A 5,617-nucleotide genomic window follows, 5' to 3' on the forward strand; every position below is an offset into this window, starting at 1 on the left:
TCCTTCAGGGCGGGGAAGACGTTAACGCGGCATTAGATCGCCATCTCGGAATCCGGTACGGTGTCGGTCCGGACCAATACTTGAGTTTCTCCCTGAAGGACGGAGACCTCCTGCAAGAGGTCTTGGACAGGAGCAACTTCGGGGCAACGACGATCGCCCCTTAAGGGAGCGCATTCGCCCCGCGCAACGACATGCTCTCCGAGAGACGACGTAGATCCGACGGACTTTCAATTAGGTCGAAGTCCTCGATATCTAGGTGAAAATCATGCAAGGCGACGATGGCTCCGAGGTCTATCAGGCTTTCCCTCCACGGAAGATCGAACCCAGCCGATCGCCATTTCTCAAAGACACCCGGTTCCTCCAGTCGAGTCAGACCCTTCAGCGGGAAGTCTATCGTCGCTCCGTCGCATACGAGTTGGCACTGGGCCTCCAGTATCGAAATCGGAGCCGCAAGGAGAACGGGTTCCCAGCCCGGGTGGCGTTCCTTGGCGGTATCGATGGCATAGGCCGTCGCTGTTCTCGGCGTTCCCCAGAAGGACCCACTGTCCCATCCGATGTCGGCTCGAACCGCCGCCGTTACATCGGTCGGCGACAGTCCTTGCGTCATGATGACATCGAGGACCTTGGACGAGGTTCCGTGAAAGACCACGAACTGGAGGAGATCCTCACAAAAGAGGAACTCCTCCATGGAGCGCGCCTCAGACCTCCAGTCCGCCTCCATTTTCAAGTCAGTCCCCAAAACCGCCGCCGAACGAAGAGCCTCCGGAGAATGAGCTACTCGAAGTGAAATCAGAGGAGGACAGGCCACTTGTAGCGGTGTCAATCACGGACAGATCTATCGATGGAACGCTGATTGATCCGACATCGACCCCGCCGATGTTGATCGGGTCGAATGCCTCCGTATTCGAGAGCGCCTCTAGGTTCAGGTTCCCGATGTCAAGTTCATCACTCCCGGAAAACCCATCGGAGAGGATCGCCGCCCACATAACGGTTTCGAACACGTCGAAACTGCCGTAGGCAGCCCCGTCCCAAACGGGAAGATTCCCCGACCGACCCAAATCCCGGCCCCTGCCGGCGAAACCCATGAGCCGATCGAGCAGAATCTGAAGGGCCTTGCGCTGTTCAGAGACCTTCGCGCGAATACCGTCGAGGTCTGCGTCCGGATTCTTGCGCGAGCGATGCCTGATCGCCTTTTTCACCTTGGATAGTTGTTCTTCAAGCAGTCCAGATGTCTCCGCCGATGCAGTGACAACCTTCTCGACCTCTTTCTTAAGCTTAAAAATAGCGTCCCCGAGAGCGATGTTTTGCCGGGCATCGGACAGATCGTCCCCGAAGAGCGCCTCGACTCTCGAAATGGCTTCGCGATCGATGCGAGTCGAGGCGATTTTTTCCGTGAAATCCGACATTGGGTTCCATTCCACGAGTTTCGCCAGTCTCTCCTTTGCTTTCAGATGCGTACGCGCTCTCTGTAGGTCCTTGTGAAGCTCATCGAGCGCCGTCCGAAATTCGATCTTCATTTCCAGGGAGGCTTCATCCTCTGCCGGACTGAGAGAATTCGCCGCCTCGTATGCAAGAAGCGTCTTTACTGCTGCACGCCTTTTGGTTCCGAAAAAGAAAAAATCGTCCTTTACCGACTGCCAGAACCTCTCGCCTTCCTCGGATTGGAGCGCCAGAAGCCCCGACAATTCAAGCTCTCTGGACAAATCGCGAATGGGAGCAAGCCTCTCTTCCGCCTCACAAATGCCCTCCTCAACCTCCTTCTGCTGATTAATCGTCGTCTGAATCAACGTTTCGATGTCATCTCCGTAGGTTTTCTTCGAAGCGGTCTCCAGAAGCGTTTCTTCATGAAGGCGGATCTTGATGTCGCGTTCACGAATTTCCCCCTCTAGATCGAGAGACAAAATCTTATCGACCTCGCGAAGGACCTCCATCTCGACTCCGCGGAAATTAAGATGATCGATGACGGACTGGGTCACTCGACCCCAGCCCCTAGACCTCAACTCCCAGCTCTCCATTTCAATGAGGCGACGGACGCTGTTCGCCTTCGTTTCGAATTCCTTCTGATCGTCCAAAATGCTTTCAAAGACATCCTTAATTTCCCTGAGGCTCGGCATGTTCTCTCCTGTTCTATTCGTCGGATGATCGCATGTCCGACCGCTCTTTTCCATACATCATGAATTCGACATCACGCGAATGCGGCCCATGCTTAACGAATCCCTCTCGTTAGGGAGCGAAGGCTCTTTCGATCTCGCGCAGGCTCTCCACGAGATCTATGCGTCTATCGATCAGTTCGTCGGTCAGGCTCGCTGGGAGGCGCCTTTCGATGCGTTCCATGGCGGAGCGCGCACGACTGTCTCCGCGCGGATCCCTGGAGAAATCAGACCTTTCCTCGAAAACCTTGAACGCGCGCTCCCAATCCTGAAGGAGCTGTTCCTTGTCGAAAACGGCCTTGGTCCTGCCTTTTTTTCGGATACGCCCATCGAGCGCGCTTCCCTTGAACGGCGGTCGAACGGCCCTGACGATGGCCTCAGCGGCGGCATGATTGAGGGCGTATTCCACCCCGCCACCAGACGTTCGGCCCATCCAGTTGCTTCTGACTATGGAATGTCCGCCAACGTACGACCTTGCCATTTGCCTCTCCGTTCCCTGAATTCATCATTGAATCCTCGGGTGGTCGGCGGAAACGGACAAAGTCAAATTGGATTCCAGAAAAATCGGACCGACGGCGAACGAAACTTGCTTTGATTTGATTGATACTTACCGAGTGCGGGAAACCGCGTACGGATCACGGAACAAAATCGGAAGACAAACATGGAAAGCGTCAGGGCCACGCTGATCAGATATCTCAAGGCGCCGACCGAAGAGAATGCGAACGGATTTGCCATCGTGAGGTACGAATCCTCCACGGGAATGCACGAGTCAAAGATGGGTGGTCCCTTTCATGTCGGCATTCGTCCCGGCGACTGGTTTCTGGCCAAGGGCGAATGGAAAAAGAATACGTATAGGCAGCGCGATGAGGAGATCTTCAGCGCTAAATCCCTCCGACCGACGTTACCCCAGACTAAAAGAGGTTGCCTCGCCCTGTTCCAGGCGACCTTCAACCCTCCGGAGGCGTACGGTGCCTCTCGTGACAGCATCATCGACTTCATTGAAAAACACGGACGGGAGGCGGCCTTTCTCGCCGAGAAGAAACCTGATCTTCTTTTTGAGATTACGTCCGACTCGACGCACCACAGGCAAGCCATCTACCGGGCGTGGGGACAGCGGATTTCCGCCCGCAAACCGTTCACCCTGATGGAAAGTGCTGGGGTCGACCCTCGCGCCATGGAGGCGATCGTGGATCGCCTGCGCGATGACACGATGAGGGTCTTAAAAGAAAACCCGTACGTTCTCGCCCCGGTCGAGCATGTTGGCTTCAAGAACGCCGATCTCATCGGCAACGAAGTAGGGATCGCCACCGGCGACGAGCTCCGCGTCGTTGCCGTCATGTCAGATATCCTGCGCGAAGCGGGAAGCGAAGGGCACACCTACGTTCCGATATCCTCCATGGCTTCCGGGCTGAAGGACGCGAAGGTAGGAATCGCCGATATCGCACCCCTGTTCGGCAAAACATCGGGCGGAGTGGTTTTCGACCGCTACAAGAAGGACGCGATCGCGCAACAGGAACCGCTCTACGTTGCCGAAGTGACTATCGCAAAGCGAGTGGCTGAGCTTCTCAGAAAGGGCCGCTCGCAAAGCAAGACCGAGATCGATGCCGTTTCCGACAAGGTTTTGACCGGGTCCGGATACAGTCACTTCGACGACATTCAGATGGCGGCTGTTCGCACCTCCGCCCGAGAAGCTGTCTCCATCCTCACAGGCGGCCCGGGAACGGGCAAATCGACCGTCACGGAGGCTATCGCCGAAATCGGGGCGGCGACATCGCGCGGCCCGGTGATCCTTCTGTCACCGACAGGAAAGGCTTCCCGCCGCCTCGAGGAGACGACGGGTCGAAAGGCCATGACGGTCCACAGCGCCCTCGAAGCGAAGGAAGGGAGCCTCGGCGAGAGCACCTTCGGCCGCAACGCCTCCAACCCGCTTCCGGAGGAGTGTTTCGTAATCGTCGACGAAGCATCCATGCTCGATACTGAGACGGCCGCCGCCCTGCTGAGAGCGATTCCAGAGAGCGGCAGACTTCTTCTTATCGGGGATCGCCATCAGCTGCCCAGCGTTGGTCCCGGATACGTCTTGGGAGACCTGATTGCGGCCAAATCTGAAAATGGGAACTCGGTTCCGTGCTCTGAACTCATCACTGTCTACCGACAAAACGGTCAGTCGATGATCGCTCATGGGGCGAAAGAGATCAACGAAGGCCGCATGCCTTATCTCGACGAGAAGGAGCGCGGCGGCTTGATGTTCCTGAACCATACGGGTCACAAGATCGTCGAATGGTCAGTCGGGGTTGCCACCCGTATCGCCGCCAATAGGCTGAACCTCAACCCGAGGCGGGATGTCGCCGTTCTAAGCCCGCAAAGACCCGGTCTCGCGGGCACCTGGCAGATCAACAAGGAAATGTCGAAGATCCTGAACCCGAACGGTGTCGTTCCCGACGGCGTGGTCAAAAATCAGTACGACGACAAAGACATGCCTCTCCCGAGAGTGGGGGACAGGATCATGCTGACTCGAAACGACAAGGACAACGACGTTGTGAACGGTGATCTCGGCTGGCTAACCAGGTTCGTCACTACGGCGAACGGCACCCGCAAAGACGTGAAGCTCGAGGTCAAGTTCGACGCGGGCAAGACGGTCCAGTTCCCGGTGTGGCGCTGGCGCGACCTCGTTCCGGCCTATTCGATAACCAGTCACAAGTCCCAAGGCAGCCAGTATCCGATGGTTGTCATGCCCGTGACGATGGAGCACAAGGAGATGCTCGAACGCACCCTTCTTTACACGGCGTGGACGAGGGCGAAGAACTACCTGATCATCGTTGGCGAACGGGAGGCGCTCGAATATGCCGTCTCCAACGTGAAGTCCGCAAATCGCCAAACTCGACTCAAGTCCTTTCTGGAGGACGAGCTTCAGAAAATCCCGTCGGCTCCGGCGGTTCATTCCGCACGAACCCCCTTCCAGACGGGTGCGCAGATCGAGGGCGTTTCTGCCCCAAAGCCGTCACCCGGAAGGCGTGGCCGCCCGCAACGTCCTGGGATAACTGCGGACGCGCCCGCTGCGGAGGAACAGGCACCTTCGAGAAAAGAAGTCGCGCCTCAACCCCAGTCCAGGGCCGGCCGTCGCGCCCGACCTGGTTTTGCGTCCGACCCGGAACCGGAGTCTGGGACAGATCCGGCTCCGTCGTTCTGATCCAGAAGCGCAGGAAACCCTTCCTTCAGCGAGGCGTCAAGATCCACTCCGTTGTTATTCAACGTATTGCCTGACGGACCGGCGCTGAATGTGGTGCAATCGGCAAGCAGAGCCGCGAAAGCCAAGCGCTCTTTCACTGCAAGTCCTGCGGCATGAAACCAATGCGGATACGAACGCACGCTCGCAATATTCTTACCGCTGAAACGCGGCCAGCGCCATGTGAACGGGCAAAAGCCCGTCGGCAACGCAGCTCTCGTCGCGCAGCCTGACGGCCTGCGTT

Annotated in this window: 4 protein-coding genes; 1 reads left to right on the forward strand and 3 read right to left on the reverse strand. The window is 57.3% G+C overall.

What is annotated here, in order from left to right; genetic code table 11:
* Window positions 1-160 precede the first annotated feature (160 nt).
* The 3 genes from E1297_RS04730 to E1297_RS04740 are packed head-to-tail and all read right to left on the reverse strand — an operon-like array spanning window position 161 to window position 2,631.
* Window positions 161-688: a hypothetical protein gene (locus E1297_RS04730; RefSeq protein ID WP_155134565.1), complete on the reverse strand. Its 528-nt coding sequence runs from the start codon at window positions 686-688 to the stop codon at window positions 161-163.
* 40 nt (window positions 689-728) lie between these two features.
* Window positions 729-2,168 (reverse strand): hypothetical protein, encoded by a 1,440-nt coding sequence (locus E1297_RS04735; protein WP_155134568.1) that lies wholly within the window; start codon window positions 2,166-2,168, stop codon window positions 729-731.
* Between the two features lie 55 nt (window positions 2,169-2,223).
* Complete coding sequence (locus tag E1297_RS04740) at window positions 2,224-2,631, reverse strand: hypothetical protein (protein WP_155134571.1); 408 nt, start codon at window positions 2,629-2,631, stop codon at window positions 2,224-2,226.
* Window positions 2,632-2,811: 180 nt separating this feature from the next.
* On the opposite strand from E1297_RS04740, the gene E1297_RS04745 reads away from it, so the two are divergent.
* A complete protein-coding gene (locus E1297_RS04745) occupies window positions 2,812-5,337 on the forward strand; it encodes an AAA family ATPase (protein WP_155134574.1) in 2,526 nt (841 codons plus the stop codon).
* Window positions 5,338-5,617: the final 280 nt, after the last annotated feature.

The sequence above is a fragment of the Roseibium sp. RKSG952 genome (assembly GCF_009711355.1).

Excerpts from the sequence above, each read along its gene's own strand:
- E1297_RS04730 (WP_155134565.1), bottom strand. The coding sequence starts at position 688 with ATGGAGGAGTTCCTCTTTTGTGAGGATCTCCTCCAGTTCGTGGTCTTT.
- E1297_RS04735 (WP_155134568.1), bottom strand. The coding sequence starts at position 2,168 with ATGGAAAAGAGCGGTCGGACATGCGATCATCCGACGAATAGAACAGGA.
- E1297_RS04740 (WP_155134571.1), bottom strand. The coding sequence starts at position 2,631 with ATGGCAAGGTCGTACGTTGGCGGACATTCCATAGTCAGAAGCAACTGG.
- E1297_RS04745 (WP_155134574.1), top strand. The coding sequence starts at position 2,812 with ATGGAAAGCGTCAGGGCCACGCTGATCAGATATCTCAAGGCGCCGACC.